Source organism: Basilea psittacipulmonis DSM 24701 (assembly GCF_000743945.1).
Lineage (GTDB): Bacteria > Pseudomonadota > Gammaproteobacteria > Burkholderiales > Burkholderiaceae_B > Basilea > Basilea psittacipulmonis.
Genome location: NZ_CP009238.1, coordinates 1,532,316 through 1,546,385, shown reverse-complemented (window position 1 = coordinate 1,546,385; position 14,070 = coordinate 1,532,316). Strand labels below are relative to the sequence as shown.

The window sequence follows — 14,070 nt, the reverse complement described above, 5'->3', positions numbered from 1 at the left end:
TTAAAATCGGTTAAATTGCTTTTATTTTAATTTCTTTCCTACACTTGTTTTTGTCCATAATCTTCCCTATGATGTGATTTTCTAAAGAAAGGAATCACTTATGCAAACATATAGTATTTCACGTCATGGTCCGAAATTAACAGAAAGATGGACGGTGAACCAAATCGTTGAGTTATACAATTTGCCTTTGATGGATTTATTGCATCAAGCTCACGAAGTTCATCGACAACATCATGATCCAAACGCCATTCAATTATCTACGTTGTTGTCCATTAAAACAGGTGGTTGCCCTGAAGACTGTTCTTATTGTCCGCAGTCCAGTCGCTATCAGACAGGGGTGGAGAAAGAGAAATTAATGGAAATTGAAAAAGTGGTTCAGGCTGCAAAAGAAGCCAAAGCAAATGGAGCAGGGCGTTTCTGTATGGGGGCTGCTTGGCGATGTCCTAAAGATCATCATTTGGATGAAGTGATCGAAATGATTAAAGCCGTTAAAGCATTGGGTATGGAAACTTGTGTGACCTTGGGGATGTTGAAAGAGGGGCAGGCGGAGCGTTTAAAAGAAGCGGGCTTGGATTACTACAACCATAATTTGGATACCTCGCCTGAATTTTACGGCAATATTATCACGACTAGGACATATCAAGATCGCTTGGATACATTAGAAAGAGTCCGCAAAAATGGTATTAATATCTGTTGTGGTGGTATTGTGGGGATGGGCGAGTCACGAAGAGAACGTGCGGGTCTAGTGGCACAGCTTGCCAATATGGACCCTTATCCTGAATCAGTGCCGATTAATCAGTTGATTCGTGTGGAAGGAACGCCATTGGCTGATGCGGAAGATTTGGATGAGTTTGAATTTATCCGTACGATTGCTGTAGCACGCATAACGATGCCAAAAACAATGGTGAGACTATCGGCAGGACGAGAAAAAATGTCTGAAAGCACGCAGGCATTGTGTTTCTTTGCAGGAGCGAATTCTATTTTTTACGGCGAAAAATTATTAACCAGTGCCAATCCACAAGAACAAGCTGATAAAAAATTAATGGACAAACTAGGTTTATACGCATTACAAAAGTAGATCACAAATAAATATACAGATCTTGTTGAAACGCACTATTCATCGGCTTTGGGCAGAATCGTTAAATAAGATCTGTTTGGTTTTTGTAAGTATTTGGGGGGGGTTGTGTGTGAAAGTTTTTGTCGAACATTGTCTGAAAGCCAGTGTTTACGGTGGTTTTGGATGATGGTTAGAATAGTGTCTGTTTCGATGGTGTAAAAGTATAAAAGGTTTGTGTGTGAAAGATTTTGTCGAGCATTATCTGAAAGCCAGTGTTTAGGCGGGTTTTGGGTGATGATTGGAGTGGTGTCTGTCTCGATGGTGTAAAAGTATAAGAGGTTGGGGTGTGAGTTTTATCTGAGTGTTAATTAGATTTTGCATGCAATCATGAATAAGTCTATTAAGTGTTTTATTGCCTTGTACAATATGCTTTTTAATCGAAATTAATAAATATAATGTGTCAAACAAGGAAAAGGTAAGTCATGATTTATCTTATTTTGGCGGTGATGTGTAGTGTTGTGGTGTCAGTGATTTTGAAGTATTCTCGCATCACAGGTGGTGATATTCGACAATCTATTTTGATTAATTATGTCATTGCAACTTTATTATCATGGTTTTTATTGAAACCAGAACGTCTTTTACAAAGTGAGACGCTGACTCAGCTACCATGGTGGTTGTATATTTTGTTGGGACTTTTGTTGCCGAGTGTATTCATCGTCATGAGTAAAGCAGTTAGTTGTGTGGGGATTGCACGTTCGGATGTTGCTCAACGTTTGTCGCTGTTTCTAACCTTAATCGCTTCATTTTGGATATTTAATGAGGCCGTCAGTACCTTGAAAATTATTAGTGTGATGGTGGGGTTGAGTGCCTTACTATGCTTGCTTTACAAAGGATCTGAAAAAGAGATAGCCTCAAAAAGCCGATTTTTTGACTCACAAGCGTATTATTTGTTCTTGGTTTGGATTGGCTACGCCACGATTGATATTTTATTAAAAGAAAGTAGTAAGTTGGGTGGAGACTTATTGTCTGGCTTGTTTATTAGCTTTGTTTTAGGAGGTATCGTTCTGTGGGGGTATCTTTTGATGCAAAAGGTAAGATGGGATATTAAAAGTTTGGCTTTAGGTCTGGTATTGGGGCTTTTTAATTTCTTTAATATTTTGTTTTATATTTATGCTCATCAAGCATACAAAAACAATCCTACTATTGTGTTTACCATCATGAATATTGGTGTGATTGCGGTAGGAAGTTTGGTGGGAATGTATGGGTTTAAAGAGACATTAAATCGCATTAATTTATTAGGAATTGCTTTGTCAATACTTGCCGTAGTGATGTTGTTTCAGTTTGCTTAAATGCCAACTTAATTTAAGTGATAATAGGGGTCGTTCTGAGCTTGTTTGGGTGAGTTGAAAGATTGATACGCATTGTAATGATGTGATGTCAATTTGCTTGATAAATTAATCCCCTTTGCTGAGTGTTTATTTGATTAAAAAAGGAAAAAATATGGATCAAGAGAAAGTACATTATCAGTTTATTTCGGAAAATTATGCTGTTTCAGGACAAATTTATGTAGAGCAGTTAGAAACACTTGCAAAATTAGGTTTTAATAGTATCATTATTAATAGACCTGATAAAGAAGGTGGTGATGCTCAGCCATTATCGGCAGATATCATTGCAAAGGCGAAATCATTAGGCATGAATGCAGTGTATTTGCCAGTTGAAAAGGGTATGATAACACCGGATAAGATTCAAGCTTTGGCTGATTGGTTGGAACAACTAGAAGGTCCGATATTAGCATATTGTTTCTCAGGAGCTAGAAGCACTCTTTTATATCAGGCAGCAATAAACCGTTAGTACACATAAGGGGGATTTTATGTACAAGCGTATTTTATTACCTATCGATGGTTCTGATATTTCTCATGATGCCGCTAAAGCAGGTATTGATTTTGCTAAGTATCTTGGGGCAGAAGTCGTGCTTCTAAATGTAACTCAGCCATTTTCTAGCTTGGTAGGATTTGACGGAATTTCTGCTGCATATGCTTTTAGTAATGAAGATTATGAGAGTTCGGCTAAAAAAGAAGCTCAGTCGTTTTTTGCTGATATTGAAGCCTATGCCAAAGAACAAGGCGTGGCTTCTAAAAAAGTGATTAGCTCAAATAGCAGTGTGGCTGAATGTTTGGTTGAAGTCGCTAAACAAGAAAACTGTGATTTGATTCATATTGCTAGTCACGGACGTAGTGGCATTAGTAAACTTTTATTAGGTAGTGTCACAGCGAAAGTGTTAGGTTTAGCAGAAACCAGTATTCTGGTTTATCGTAAATCATAAAAAAGAAGCTCCGTTTTATCGGAGCTTTTTTATATCCCCAACAACCAAAACTGCAAAGCGATTAACGTTTTCGCATCCTTGATTTGACCAGATCTCATGGCCTGTAATGTTTCCTCTTTGCTAAGTAACACGGTTTCCACAAACTCATCTTCGTCAGGTGTTAAAGCACTATTTTTCTTCACGCCTTTGGCTTCATAAAGATACATGAGTTCGTCACAAAAGCCTGGTGCCGTGTAGAAAGTGTGACGTAAGGTCATTGATGTGGCGGTATAAGGGGTTTCCTCTGCCAGTTCTCTGAAAGCACAGTCTAATGCAGATTCACCATCTAAATCCATTTTCCCTGCGGGTACTTCTAAAAGCACTTCGTTGCAAGGATAACGAAATTGTCGAACCAAAATGACTTTTTCATCATCGGTAACAGCTAGAACACAAACGGCAGGACAGTGTCTGACAACCTCTCTGGTGGCGGTTTTACCGTTGGGTAATTGGATATGATCCAACGAAACTTCAATGATATTTCCAGTGAATTGAATATCGCTACTTAATTTTTTCTCAATAAGATGTTGTGTCATATGTGTCTCGTGTTTTACAAGGTAAGTCCAGTATGTCCGATGTCTTTGGCACCCGAAATGCTAAAAATAACTTGATGAAGTTTGGCCATTGGTTTTAATGCAACACTAAAAATAATCCCTTGAATGGGGCTATGTATCGGTGTAATCGTGTCATTGAGTGGATCGACAATATGTCCGATGATGGTGTGTTCATCGACCCAATCGCCTGCTTTTTTAGTAGGAACAAAAATACCTGATTGAGGAGCTTTTACATAACTTAATCCCGAAAGAGGATGTGGCTCAGGAATGTGATTGGACGGTGTTTTAGGGTTGTCTAAATGAATAAAATTTTCCTCGTGTAAAAAGCTAAGAATGGCCAAAGCGTCATTTTCAGCGGTTTCCAGACATAAATCTTGTTGCCCTCTAAGCTCAATCGTGGCACTAAAACAAGCCAGAGTGATAGCGGCTTTTGGAAAGGCTTCTTGTAGCTTTAACCAAGGTATAGATAATATTTCATCAAAGGAATGACTACCACTGTCTTGAGATAATAAATGACATTGACTATTGATGAAACGTGCTAATTTGCTTCCTTTTTGCCAAAGCTGAGGTAAGGTGTACAAATGCATAATCGACTGTTCATCGCAATGTAAATCTAAGACGATATCCGCATCATAAGAAAGTGATAAAAGATGGTGGTGAAGCTCATCGATACTACTTTCTGGAATATGCTGATCCAAAATTTCTTTTATCATACGACGTATCCAAGCGGTATTGGACGATGCGTCGGTTGGAGATAAATCAGCGGCAGAAATTTTTTTGATCAAATGGTCTAAAAAGTAGAACTTGCCTAAACGATTGAAGTTTTGCCCTGATTCAAAAGAATGCCGACCGATACTTTTTTGTAAGATTTGTTGCGACATACCGATGGGGTTGCAATAAGGCACTAATACCACTTGGCAATGTAATTTCTGTTCAGCTTCTAGTTTTTTTAAGTGTTTTTTGAGGAAAAAAATCACTAAAGAACCAGGTATTTCATCCGCATGAAGACTGGCTTGAATATAGACTTTTCGCGTGCCGGCAGGACCGAACTGAAAACTCGTTACATTCAGATCCATGCCGGGAGTCGTGTGAGAAAGTTTGAAATGTTGTGTCAGCATATATCGATTAAATATAATTTACTTTGAACGGTTCGAACCCATCTACAACCGCTTCCAAAATATCGTGTTTGCACACAGGGCCAACGCCTGCAGGGGTTCCAGTCAAAATCAAATCGCCTGGATATAACTCAACATACTGCGATAATTTGCTAATGATTTCCTCAATACTCCAAATCATCATATTGGAATTACCTAGCTGAACGACTTCACCATTTTTTAAGCATTTAATTTGCGTTTCGTGAATATTAGGTAAATCAGATTTTTGGTAAACCGCAGAAATCGGTAGTGCTTGATCAAATGCTTTGGCCATCTCCCAAGGCTGTTTTCTTTCTTTGAACCCTTTTTGAAGATCTCTTCTTGTCATGTCAAAGCAAATCGCATAACCAAAAATCATTTTTTCTGCCTGATCAGGTGTGATGTTCTTACCTTGCTGACCAATGGCAATCGCAATTTCTAATTCGTAGGAAAGTAATTCTGTAGCCGTAGGGAATGGGAGGGTGAGTGTGTCGTTACCTCGTGCAAAAGCAATTCCTTGCTTATCCGCTTGTTTGCAAAAAAAGAATGGTTCGCTACGATTAGGATCTGAGCCCATTTCTCTGGCATGATCAGCATAATTTTGTCCAACACAATACACGCGTCTGACTGGAAATAAAGTAGAATCGCGGTGAATGGGCAAGCCGACTGTTTCTTTAGGGGGAAAAACAAAATTTGACATGATATGCTCCATAATAAATCTTTGTTAATATTGTATTCAATGCCATTATAAACTGCAGGTATTTTGATATTTTTGTGCAAAGAGAATGGTTAAAGTAAATAAGGTGTATTCAAGGAAATAATGTGATGGTTCCGCAAAAAGCAATGATTTTAAGCCTGTCTATCTTGATGACAGCCTGCCAGATAAATGATGCACATAGGGTGAATCAAATAACACAATATGATGCGATACAAACAGAACATCGTGTGATGCAAGAAACGAATCAAAAACACGTTGAAACCACAGTTAAAACACGTGTTGAAACGGAAATAACGATACATCAAGAGGTTCAGAAACGTGTGCTTAAAAAGACAAATAAACAAAATCGCCATCGTCATACAGGTATTCAGAGGCACAAAACAATTTTGCTTAATACAAGGACTTTAAAACAAGATAATAACTGTCTTGACGTGAGTGCAGAAAATCAAAAGGATGTGATTACTTTTATTTGTCATGATGGGGAAAATCAACGTTTTCAGTTTTATTCAGATGGGACGATAAGACAAGGCGGTCAATGCTTGGATATTGCAGGGGAGAATCCTGCTGAAAGTGCTGTGGTGATAATGTATGCTTGTACAGGGCGGAAAAATCAACAATGGTACAAAGATGGGCGGCAAATCCGTAGTGTTTTAAATGGTAAATGTTTAGATACGCGTGCAAGAAAAGTGAGTATGCGAACTTGTACTAATTCTTACACGCAACGGTTTTATTGACGGTGTTTGTGTTATTGAGGTTATTAGGGTTTCTGTGGGAGGGCAGAGAAACAATTGTCAGTCAGTGTTATGAGTGGTTGAAGGGGGAGTTTTAAGTAACGTGCTTGACAAGAGCTTGAACCTCTCAGTCAGCGTACCAATGACTTGAAGGTGGTTCAGGTGGGAGATTAATAAACGTCTCGGGGTGGTTGAAGTACTGGGGGGGGGTTAAGGGCTAAAAGCCTACGTCATAACAAGAGCTTGTGTTTGGCGTACTAGGGTTGTGGCTTAAAGCTCAGAAAAACTATGTTTCGCAAATTGTATTGATTAGGCCGTAGAATGGTTGGGGTGTTGCAAGACAGGGGAGCGGGGGAGTTTCAAGATAAGGTAGGAAAGAATTTACAAGCAAAATTTTTTAAATTAAGCAAAAAAATAATTCATCGTATATTTTTTTGATGTTTGAATAGGTGATATAAGGCTAGGTTATTAATAAATATTAATAATTTTGTGTTGAAAAGGTTAAGGGTTTACTTGTCGGTAATGTCAACGACAAATAAAAATGTATACAAAAAACTACAAACACAAATAAAAAACAACATAAAAGTAAAAAGTGCTTGCAAAGCGATCCGAAATTCGTCATAATGACATCTTTACTGATTTTGACCAACAAACAGTAAATCGGCTAGTTAGCTTTTAGAGCTTGTATCCAGTGGGGGTATAGCTCAGCTGGGAGAGCGCTTGCATGGCATGCAAGAGGTCAGCGGTTCGATCCCGCTTATCTCCACCAAAAAAGCTAGGACAGATTTCTGTCCCCTTCGTCTAGAGGCCTAGGACACCACCCTTTCACGGTGGGTACAGGGGTTCGAATCCCCTAGGGGACGCCAGTTATCGCTGCGGAGCGGTAGTTCAGTTGGTTAGAATACCGGCCTGTCACGCCGGGGGTCGCGGGTTCGAGCCCCGTCCGCTCCGCCACCTTACATACAATACCCTGTAATTTTCAATAGAAGATAAGTGATTGAGAATACAGGGTTTTTTATTTTCTCCTCAAACCTTGATTGGCTGTATTCCACGCTTTAACGAAATTGCACTTTAACAAAACTGCGTTTTATCGAAGCTTCGCTGTCACAAAAAAACTTTAAAAAATTGAAAATCGCAAGTAACATGAATCCATTGCCAAAATGGACGAGATTATGCAAGCATCTGAGTAGCTTTTTAAATCTTTAATGGCATATTTAACGCACGCGTAATACTCAAAATTGTCTCAAATCTCGGTTTAGTGGCACCTGAAAGTGTCTTATATAAGCTTTCGCGTTTAAGGCCAGTCTCTTGTGCCAATTTTGCAATACCATACGCTTTAGCTATTTGACCTAAAGCATACATAAACTCTTGTGCAGAACCCTCTTTAAGCATATTTGAGAGATAGGCTGAGGCGACTTCTGGGTCAGTTAAATACACCGATGAATCGTAAACATGTAGTGTTGTCATTTGTCAATCCTTTAGCGTTCTCCAAATTTTTAACGCTTGTTTAATATCTTTGTCTTGCGTAGTTTTATTACTACCTGCAAGAAAAAAATACGTCACTTCACCGAACTTCCGCCTTTACACGACGATGCCAGCAGATGAGGTTCAATGCAATAAAGAAAAGGGTGATTAGGCTGGAAAGAGTGATAATGAGATGATCTCCCCAGTGAATGAAAGGAGTTTCTCCCGTGTAAGGAGTCACGTTGACTTCTAAAGTATATTTGGTGGCAGTGGGTAATGCTGCGATAACTTTTCCTTTGGGATCGATGTAAGCAGTTCGCCCTGTATTGGTAGCCAATAACATGGGTCTGCCTAATTCCAAACTACGCATTCTAGAAATGTTTAGGTGTTGTCCCAAAGCCGTGCTATCGCCAAACCAAGCAAGGTTACTGATGTTGACCAGAACGGTAGCTCCTGATTTGATGTCTTCGATTAATTCATGACCAAATAAATTTTCATAACAAATATTGGCCCCGATTAATGTTCCTTGGATATTAAAAGGTTTTTGTTGGATGGCACCCGCAGTAAAATCTCCAAGCGGAATTTGTAATATATCCGTAAACCATCTAAATCCAGTAGGTATGTATTCCCCAAATGGCACTAAATGACGCTTGTTATAGTGAGGAATGTGTAATTGGTAAATATCGTCAATAGAAGTGTTTTTGTCAATTAAGATAATCCCATTGGCATACTCATGAGCGGACTGATGTTGAGTAAGGATAGGGGCCCCAATTAATAATGTTGTGTTGGCGTAATCAGCTATATCTATCATTTGTCGCCAAAAAATGGCGGGAACGTTGTGTTGGAAAATAGGGATAGTGGTTTCTGGGAAAATAATGACCTGTGCTTTATTGACGGCACTGTATCGCGAAGCAAGATTTAACGTTTCAATTAACTCTTGCATTTGTGTCAAAGGCGAGAATTTGTTTTCGATGCTGGAATTGGGTTGAATTAATCGGACGGTGATGCTGTCTTGACGAGGTGTTACCCAAGATGTTTGACATAAAAAAGTGGAACCGATTGCTATGCCCAAAATCAATAATAAAGAAAGAATGATATTAGGTATGTGTCGAGCAAGAAACGCGATAAAACAAATGGCCACACAAGCCGAGATAAAAGCCGCCACAAACGTCACACCATAGCTACCTAGTAACGGTGCCCATCCAGATAGGATACTCTCAACGTGAGCATAGGCAATATTGTTCCACGGAAACCCAGTAAATAGAGTACCTCTAAGCCATTCAAAGATCGTCCACACGGCGGCAAAGTTAAAAATGCTCCATAAAGTGGGTTCTTTGTTGAGCCAGCGAATGAGTAAACAAGCCAATCCGTAATAGATCGCCAAATAAAATGCAAAAAGAAATAGGGTTAATGTCGATAGAAAGATGTTTAAATTGCCGTAAGAATGGACACTGATATAAATCCAATAAATGCCCGCAACAAAGCTGATGAAACCAAAGGTAAGACCGTAAGTTAATGCCATTTTTTTGTTTTTGGCAAGCAAAGTGCACACGGCTAGAACACTTAATGTCAGGATTTGAAGTGGTGCATTAAGTGAACCAGATATGGGATCGTTGGAGTAACAAAACGCATTGATTGCACCAGCAATCAGTAAAATAAAATAAGCAAACATTCAGTTTCTATCAATTCGTAAAATCAGGGTGATGCGATTATTCCTTAGGCGATGGGTCCTCGTTTTCAAGAGGTAGCTTGGTAATGTGTAGCCATAACACTTTTTTACCATCACTTTTTAACACTCTAAACTTATATCCTTGTTCTGTATAAGTTTCGCCTCGAATAGGAATATGATCCAGTTTATCAATAATCCAGCCACCTAATGTGATATTTTCTTCCAAAGAAAAATCTGTACCGAGTGTTTCATTAATATCTTCGATTTTGGTAGAACCTACTACACGCCAGGTATTTTCAGATTCTTGGAAGATGGTTTCTTCTTCCTCTTCGTCCGTTTCATCTTCAATATCACCGACGATTTGTTCCAATACATCTTCTAAAGTTAATAAACCCGTAAATCCGCCGTATTCATCTACAGCAATGGCGATATGATTTCTTTTTGTGCGAAATTCTGTCAGTAATTGATTTAAATGTTTGGACTCAGGCACAAAATAAGCAGGACGAATCAACTCTTTGAGATTAATTTGGGGGTTCAAAATATAAGGTAATAAATCTTTTACCAATAATAACCCAATGATATTATCTCTTTCTTTATCATAAACGGGAAATCTTGAATGGCCTGTTTCGATAATGTAGTGCAAGGACTCAGCAAGTGGTTTATTTACATCAATCATACACATCTGAGAACGCGGTGTCATAATATCGCTAACAGTGGTTTTGGCAAAAGAAATAGAACCTGCCATCATATGATAAGCATCATCTGCAATAATGCCATCTTCATGGGCTTTTGATAAGGCATTCATGAGATCCTGAATGTTTTCTATATGTTTGCCTTTAAAAATACTCGGAAAACTTTTAAAAAAGTTAGATTTATTCGGTTCGGTTGAATCTGATGACATCTTTAAGAAGTCTGAGTTAATGGAATATATAAGGATACATGAAAAATAGTAATAAGTGCGTTAAAATAAAAGTTTTTATTAATAATTTTAATGACCCGCGGGACAAAAACCCGTAACGGTAGGAATCATGCAAGAAACGACTTTAAAAAGACCCCATCATGGGAAAACTCCCCAAACTACTTTATCTGCGAAATCTACACCGATGATAAATCGTGCCGGAAATTTAGGCTCAGCGTCCCAAGTTTCTGACGGCAAGAAAAAGTTATTTATCAAAACATTTGGTTGTCAGATGAATGAGTACGATTCAGAGAAAATGGCCGATGTGATGAAAGCATCAGATGATTTGGAATTGACTCAAGTAGCAGAAGAAGCGGACATTATTATATTTAACACCTGTTCTATTCGTGAAAAAGCCCAAGAAAAAGTGTTTTCAGATTTAGGGCGTGCGAATTTATTAAAACTTGATAAGCCTGATTTGATTATTGGCGTGGGTGGTTGTGTGGCTTCACAAGAGGGTGAAGCGATTATCAAACGTGCTCCATATGTGGATGTGGTGTTTGGACCTCAGACGTTACATCGTTTGCCTGAATTGATAGCTCGCAAAAAAGAAAGTGGGCAATCACAGGTAGATATTAGTTTTCCCGAAATCGAAAAATTTGATGCGATGCCTGCTCCTAGTGTGAATGGGCCATCTGCCTTTGTTTCGATTATGGAGGGGTGCAGTAAATATTGCTCATACTGCGTGGTGCCTTATACACGTGGTGAAGAGATTTCTCGCCCTTTGGAAGATATTCTGGTTGAGATCGCTGATTTGGCAGATCAGGGAGTCAAAGAAGTTAATTTATTGGGCCAAAACGTCAATGCTTGGAAAGCCCCTATTACTGAGGGTGGCGATATGGCCGACTTTGCGACTTTGTTAGAGTTTGTGCATGAGATTCCAGGTATTGAGCGTATTCGTTATACAACGTCTCATCCTAGAGAAATGACGAGTAGATTGATTGAGGCTCATGGTAAGTTGCCAAAGCTCGTTCCTTTCTTGCATCTGCCTGTTCAGGCTGGTAGCGACCGTGTATTGGCAGCGATGAAACGAGGTTATACGAGTCTTGAATTTAAATCGATTGTAAGAAAATTGTATGCAGCTCGTCCAGAGATGACGATTTCATCAGATTTTATCGTGGGCTTCCCTGGTGAAACAGATGAAGACTTTGAACAAACGATGAAATTGATTCGTGATGTGAATTTTGATGTATCGTTCTCGTTTATTTATTCGCGTCGTCCCGGTACGCCTGCAGCGGATTTAGAGGATCATACGCCTTATGACGTAAAACTAAAACGTCTGCAACGCTTACAAGCCTTGATTAACGAACAAGCACAAGCTATTAGCCAAAAGATGTTGGGAACGATCCAAGGTGTATTGGTGGAAGGCCCGTCCAGACGTGATATGAACGAATTGACAGGTCGCACAGAAAATAATCGTATCGTGAATTTCAAAGGCGATAGCAGAATGATTGGACAGATTATTCCAGTGAAAATTACCCAAGTTTATACTAACTCTTTACGAGGTGAAGTTGCCTTAACTGAGAAGGTATTGGCATGAAAGATAACGTGCTTGAAATCAATTTGCAGGGTGATAATATCCAGCTTGCCAATTTTTGCGGTCCTATGGATGACAATCTGCGTCAGATTGCACAGGCATGGAATGTCAAGATTGGGCGAAGTGGTTCTCGTCTGGTGATAAGGGGAGAACATGCCCAACAAGCCCGTCATTGTGTAGAGGTGTTTCATCGTCGCTCCTTACATCAAGAGTTAAGTTTGAACGATATTCAGCTCGGATTGGTGGAGATGAAAGCTTCTTTGACCCAAAAAGAAGGGAAAACGCATAAAGCCGAGCCATCTTTGAACCGAGTGGAAAGTGTGGAAGTCAATGATGCGTTTTCGTTGCGTACACGTCGTCATGATTTACGTCCACGTACTGAGGGTCAAAGAGAATACATCCAAAAAATCCTAAAACACGATATTACCTTTGGTGTGGGACCTGCTGGTACAGGAAAAACTTGGTTGGCAGTTGCTTGTGCGATCGATGCATTAGAACGAGATAACGTGCAAAGAATTGTATTGGCTCGTCCTGCGGTAGAAGCGGGTGAACGATTGGGTTTTTTGCCAGGTGATTTGGCCCAAAAAGTAGATCCTTACTTACGTCCTTTATATGACGCTTTGTATGATTTAATGGGATTTGATAAGGTGCAACGTTTATTGGAAAAACAAACGATTGAATTGGCACCGCTCGCCTATATGCGTGGACGCACCTTAAATAGTGCGTTTGTGATATTAGATGAGGCCCAAAACACTACTCCAGAACAGATGAAAATGTTTTTAACGCGTATTGGTTTTGGAAGTAAGGCTGTCATTACTGGTGACCCCTCTCAGGTGGATTTGCAAAAAGGCCAACAAAGCGGCCTGTCGCATGCGGTGAGTATTTTGCATAATGTCCAAGGTATTGCCGTAACAAAATTTACCAGCCGTGATGTGGTTCGCCATCCTTTGGTAGCAAGAATTATTGATGCTTATGAAAAATAATCGTGAATATGACAAGCCTTTTTTACAGTTAAAGGTAGTGAATTCATCAAGTGACCAAGCGTTTTCGCGTCAAAAGCTAAGGGCTTATTTTGGTCAATTATGGAAGCAAATACATCAGATATTGGATTTGGATTGCCAAGGTATTCGTATTGGCTTGTGTTTGGTGGATGAGAAAGAGGGACAGGCGTACAACCAGTCTTATCGCCAAAAAAATTATGCAACGAATATTCTGACCTTTGAATATGGAAAAGATGAGCATCAAGTGATTCAAACAGACATGATTCTATGTATGCCTGTTTTGAGAAAAGAAGCCAAAGAACAACATAAAACGTTTGAACAACATACCGTACATTTGTTATTGCATGGCTTATTGCACGCTTTGGGCTTTGATCATCTAGACGAGGAACAGGCCCAAGAAATGGAGTCTCTTGAGGTTGAGATTTTAAACAGTATGGGATATCCTAATCCTTACGAGTAGATTTTTGGGTAAAATATTTCCCGATTATGTACAATCATCATCTGATATAAAACGATTATTTGGAGAAAAGTATGCAAGACGTATTATCTTTGGTTTTAGCTGATGCAACGACACCGCCAGCGGGGGCAGAAGCAGGACTTTTAGGCTATTTGCCTTTAATTGTGATTTTTGTGTTGATGTGGTTTTTGATGATTCGTCCTCAAATGAAACGTCAAAAAGAATTACGTGAGTTGATTTCTAATTTGTCAAAAGGTGATGAAGTCATCGCTGCGGCAGGTTTGATTGGTCGTATCACTAAAATTGAGGGCGATTATCTTGTGTTGGCTGTTTCAAATCTTGATTCAGACAAACCTGCAGAAATTTTGGTACAGAAAGCCTCTGTGAGTGCCGTATTAGCAAAAGGTACGATTAAAGATCTTTTATAATTTT

15 protein-coding genes and 3 tRNA genes are annotated in these 14,070 nt (G+C 39.3%); 12 read left to right on the top strand and 6 right to left on the bottom strand.

Features of this window, described 5'->3' with window-relative positions:
* The first annotated feature begins 100 nt into the window (after window positions 1–100).
* From bioB to IX83_RS06540, 4 genes are all read left to right on the top strand, one after another.
* Entirely contained in the window at window positions 101–1,078 is a 978-nt protein-coding gene (bioB, locus tag IX83_RS06555; protein WP_051919451.1) for a biotin synthase BioB, read from the top strand.
* 461 nt (window positions 1,079–1,539) lie between these two features.
* Window positions 1,540–2,406, top strand: coding sequence for a hypothetical protein (locus IX83_RS06550; protein WP_038500531.1), 867 nt, complete (start codon window positions 1,540–1,542; stop codon window positions 2,404–2,406).
* Window positions 2,407–2,557: 151 nt separating this feature from the next.
* Window positions 2,558–2,908, top strand: a complete 351-nt coding sequence (locus IX83_RS06545) for a TIGR01244 family sulfur transferase (protein ID WP_038500528.1) — start codon at window positions 2,558–2,560, stop codon at window positions 2,906–2,908.
* Between the two features lie 19 nt (window positions 2,909–2,927).
* Window positions 2,928–3,380 carry a universal stress protein gene (locus IX83_RS06540; RefSeq protein WP_038500524.1) on the top strand — a complete coding sequence of 151 codons (453 nt, stop codon included), beginning with the start codon at window positions 2,928–2,930 and terminating at the stop codon, window positions 3,378–3,380.
* Window positions 3,381–3,409: 29 nt separating this feature from the next.
* Here IX83_RS06540 and IX83_RS06535 read toward each other — a convergent pair whose 3' ends face one another.
* The 3 genes from IX83_RS06535 to IX83_RS06525 are packed head-to-tail and all read right to left on the bottom strand — an operon-like array spanning window position 3,410 to window position 5,803.
* Window positions 3,410–3,952: an NUDIX hydrolase gene (locus IX83_RS06535; protein ID WP_038500522.1), complete on the bottom strand. Its 543-nt coding sequence runs from the start codon at window positions 3,950–3,952 to the stop codon at window positions 3,410–3,412.
* 14 nt (window positions 3,953–3,966) lie between these two features.
* The gene (locus IX83_RS06530) at window positions 3,967–5,088 is read right to left on the bottom strand and encodes a succinylglutamate desuccinylase/aspartoacylase family protein (RefSeq protein WP_038500518.1); all 1,122 of its coding nucleotides are present in this window, start codon (window positions 5,086–5,088) and stop codon (window positions 3,967–3,969) included.
* 7 nt (window positions 5,089–5,095) lie between these two features.
* Window positions 5,096–5,803, bottom strand: a complete 708-nt coding sequence (locus IX83_RS06525; RefSeq protein WP_038500515.1) for a fumarylacetoacetate hydrolase family protein — start codon at window positions 5,801–5,803, stop codon at window positions 5,096–5,098.
* Between the two features lie 125 nt (window positions 5,804–5,928).
* Between IX83_RS06525 and IX83_RS08640 the strand changes: the two genes are divergently transcribed.
* From IX83_RS08640 to IX83_RS06505, 4 genes are all read left to right on the top strand, one after another.
* Window positions 5,929–6,555 carry a ricin-type beta-trefoil lectin domain protein gene (locus IX83_RS08640; protein WP_051919445.1) on the top strand — a complete coding sequence of 209 codons (627 nt, stop codon included), beginning with the start codon at window positions 5,929–5,931 and terminating at the stop codon, window positions 6,553–6,555.
* A gap of 690 nt (window positions 6,556–7,245) precedes the next feature.
* A tRNA-Ala gene (locus IX83_RS06515) sits at window positions 7,246–7,321 on the top strand.
* Between the two features lie 21 nt (window positions 7,322–7,342).
* Window positions 7,343–7,418: transfer RNA gene (locus tag IX83_RS06510), tRNA-Glu, on the top strand.
* Window positions 7,419–7,429: 11 nt separating this feature from the next.
* A tRNA-Asp gene (locus IX83_RS06505) sits at window positions 7,430–7,506 on the top strand.
* Between the two features lie 240 nt (window positions 7,507–7,746).
* On the opposite strand, the gene IX83_RS06500 is transcribed toward IX83_RS06505, so the two are convergent.
* From IX83_RS06500 to IX83_RS06490, 3 genes are all read right to left on the bottom strand, one after another.
* Window positions 7,747–8,019, bottom strand: a complete 273-nt coding sequence (locus tag IX83_RS06500; RefSeq protein WP_038500510.1) for an addiction module antidote protein — start codon at window positions 8,017–8,019, stop codon at window positions 7,747–7,749.
* Between the two features lie 97 nt (window positions 8,020–8,116).
* Window positions 8,117–9,688 (bottom strand): apolipoprotein N-acyltransferase, encoded by a 1,572-nt coding sequence (lnt, locus tag IX83_RS06495; RefSeq protein WP_051919442.1) that lies wholly within the window; start codon window positions 9,686–9,688, stop codon window positions 8,117–8,119.
* A 37-nt stretch (window positions 9,689–9,725) separates the two neighbouring features.
* Complete coding sequence (locus IX83_RS06490) at window positions 9,726–10,586, bottom strand: HlyC/CorC family transporter (RefSeq protein WP_077315843.1); 861 nt, start codon at window positions 10,584–10,586, stop codon at window positions 9,726–9,728.
* A 202-nt stretch (window positions 10,587–10,788) separates the two neighbouring features.
* Between IX83_RS06490 and miaB the strand changes: the two genes are divergently transcribed.
* From miaB to yajC, 4 genes are all read left to right on the top strand, one after another.
* Window positions 10,789–12,183 (top strand): tRNA (N6-isopentenyl adenosine(37)-C2)-methylthiotransferase MiaB, encoded by a 1,395-nt coding sequence (gene miaB, locus IX83_RS06485; RefSeq protein WP_038501720.1) that lies wholly within the window; start codon window positions 10,789–10,791, stop codon window positions 12,181–12,183.
* Window positions 12,180–13,163 carry a PhoH family protein gene (locus IX83_RS06480; protein WP_038500507.1) on the top strand — a complete coding sequence of 328 codons (984 nt, stop codon included), beginning with the start codon at window positions 12,180–12,182 and terminating at the stop codon, window positions 13,161–13,163. The genes miaB and IX83_RS06480 overlap by 4 nt, the downstream gene beginning before the upstream one ends.
* Window positions 13,153–13,641 (top strand): rRNA maturation RNase YbeY, encoded by a 489-nt coding sequence (gene ybeY / locus IX83_RS06475; protein WP_051919440.1) that lies wholly within the window; start codon window positions 13,153–13,155, stop codon window positions 13,639–13,641. Before IX83_RS06480 ends, ybeY begins: the two co-directional genes overlap by 11 nt.
* 71 nt (window positions 13,642–13,712) lie before the next feature.
* Window positions 13,713–14,066, top strand: coding sequence for a preprotein translocase subunit YajC (yajC, locus tag IX83_RS06470; protein ID WP_038500503.1), 354 nt, complete (start codon window positions 13,713–13,715; stop codon window positions 14,064–14,066).
* Window positions 14,067–14,070: the final 4 nt, after the last annotated feature.